Raw genomic sequence first — 2,493 nt, forward strand, 5'->3', positions numbered from 1 at the left:
TCACTGCCTAACAACTCATTCAAGCCGACGTTGCTTCGCAACTCGGCTTAATTCAGGCGTTAGACCTTTCAAGGAGTTCGGCGTGGTTTCAAAAGAGCGAATGAAGCAACTGGAAGATTCCGTAACCTGGTGGAAAAGTGCTCTTTCTCGCGCAGAGCAGCAGCGGGAAAGTCTTCTCAAAGCAGATGAGCTTGGCATTTCCATCACTGATGACGATGGAAAGGACATCCTTCATGATCGCATCATGCAAGAAGACGTCGCAGTCAGGGCTTATCACAGGGGCCTGACTTTGGCGGAATCCCTGTTGGGCCGCGCTCAGCATGGCCAGGACGTTTGAGTCCGGCAGAAAGGTCTAACAATTCATTCAAGCCGAAGCCGCTTCGCGGCTCGGCTTAATTCAGGTGTTAGGCGCCATGGACACAGATCGGGCATCCGCAGCAAAGAGCTATCAAGAGATCGCCAACCTGACGCTTGGCGGCTATCAGCTCATTGAGGCACTGCTAAAGACCTACTTGCGGAACTACTTCAGCATTGCCAAGCATCGCTTAGGTATCGACCTGCACTTCGGTTTCACAGGCAGCGACTACGATAACGCAGCGCTTGGTACGCTCCTGAAAGTCTTCGCTAAGACATGCTCAGACTCACAGCTTGTCAAAGACCTTCAGGCCGAGATTCCTCACCGAGACCACGTGGCCCATCAGGCGTCACTCGTGATGTTCAGGCGGCAGCCGTGCAGTTCTGAAGAACTTCAAGCACTTTCGGAAGAGCTTTCGATCCGCAGTGGTTCTATCTCTAGTCTTCTGACTCGCGTAAACAATGTGCACGATCTGCTCTTGGCGCCCTACCGCGGAAAACTTGGGCTTGGCGCCTAACAATTCATTCAAGCCGAACCCGCTTCGCGGGTCGGCTTAATTCAGGCGTTAGGCCGTGGTGGAGCAAATGCGTTGGTGGTTGCTGCTTCGGTGAGTTCGCAGGCGTACATGCGGTTGGCTCCGGACAGCAGTCATCACCGTTGCGGGTTGCGGTAAGTTCGGTGCTTCGCCTTGGCACGTCGTTCCCGCGCTGCGCTCGTTGCAATTGGCTTCGGCGGCATCACGCGCCGCTGCATCGCTGAGGCAAGCTCCATCCCGCAAGCTGTGGCACACTCGGTCAAGGCGGCAGTGCTGGGGAGCAGGGTTGCACCATCCAACCTTCGCGGCCACTCACTGCCTAACAACTCATTCAAGCCGAAGTTGCTTCGCAACTCGGCTTAATTCAAGCGTTAGGCACTGCATGAAAGTTCGATGGCTATTTGTTGCATGGGGAGTTTTGGCAGCTTGGGTTCTTATGCTGCGTTTCGGTGTGGTCGGTCCACGAGAGTGGCTGATCACGTTCTATGCCGCGGGTAGTCTTGCACTTGCCGGCGTGGCTGGCGCCCTACTCAACATCCGCTTTCGTCGAGATCTTCTGAGCGCTGATCGAGCCACCTGGGAACACCTCACGCAATTTCCTGGTCTTGGTCCTGGCTACCACAACAATTTTCGTGAGCTGGGCTGGATCGCACAGCCGTCGTCTACTATCCCGCCCCACCTCAAACCGCTGTGGCTCCGGGCACGTAAGCTCGTCTGGCTGCCAGTTGTTTGGTTCCTAACCACACCTGCAATCTGCGTCATCGTAGGCGTCGGCGGTGCCTAACAATTCATTCAAGCCGAACTGGCTTCGCCAGTCGGCTTAATTCAAACGTTAGGTGCCTATGACAGCTTCCGAGAAGAGCAGACGCATGGCACTCCGGCGGGATGCAGGTAACCGTGCACCTGCTACGCCCAAGGTTGCTACACCAGGTGCCTCCTACCTGGTGGCGCATGCTTGCTTCGACTGCCGCAAGAGCTTCAAGGTGGCGCCCCGTGACACCCCAGTCGTCTGTGCTAATTGCGGCGGTCAGCTCCATGAGATGGGCCGGTCCTTCAAGGCACCTGCGGCCAAAGACACTGAGCAATGGGCTAAGGTCCAGGCGCTGTACAACGCGGGCTTCCGCTTCTTCAGTTACCGCAGCCATCCTTGCGTGCCACTTCCTGCGAAGCTCTCGGAGGTTGCAGCATTCGTGGCCGAGCATCCGGATCATCCAATGCGGGCAGCGGCACCTAACAATTCATTCAAGCCGACGCCACTTCGTGGCGCGGCTTAATTCAAGTGTTAGGTCCCGCAATGCGAATCTCTGAGTTCGACATAGTTCGCGTTATCGCAAACATCCCCGACGCTCGGATAGACCACGACTCCAGCCAAAGGCCTCCCCAGATCGGCGACCTTGGAGCAGTCGTTCTGGTGCACGCGGTTCAGCCAGGCCATGAGGCCGCTTTCGCCGTCGAGTGCGTCGGCTCGGAGGGCCGCACCATCTGGCTAGCGGATATATCTGCATCAGAGTTAGAGCGGGCTCCGGCTACTTCGGCCGGCGCCTAAGGATGGTCTGATCAACGGCGTCGGAGGATGAGCCTAACCACATCGGCCAGGCCGACG

3 protein-coding genes are annotated in these 2,493 nt (G+C 57.0%); all 3 read left to right on the top strand.

Features of this window, described 5'->3' with window-relative positions:
• On the top strand, positions 1 to 337 hold a 337-nt coding region (locus tag QRM89_RS18515; RefSeq protein ID WP_285448678.1), incomplete at its 5' end, for a hypothetical protein.
• Positions 338 to 413: 76 nt separating this feature from the next.
• Positions 414 to 872 (top strand): hypothetical protein, encoded by a 459-nt coding sequence (locus QRM89_RS18520; RefSeq protein WP_029819656.1) that lies wholly within the window; start codon positions 414 to 416, stop codon positions 870 to 872.
• Between the two features lie 400 nt (positions 873 to 1,272).
• Positions 1,273 to 1,674 (top strand): hypothetical protein, encoded by a 402-nt coding sequence (locus QRM89_RS18525; protein WP_115005311.1) that lies wholly within the window; start codon positions 1,273 to 1,275, stop codon positions 1,672 to 1,674.
• The last annotated feature ends 819 nt before the right edge of the window (positions 1,675 to 2,493 follow it).

It is taken from the genome of Xanthomonas sp. LMC-A-07 (assembly GCF_030208825.1).
Taxonomy (GTDB): domain Bacteria; phylum Pseudomonadota; class Gammaproteobacteria; order Xanthomonadales; family Xanthomonadaceae; genus Xanthomonas; species Xanthomonas campestris.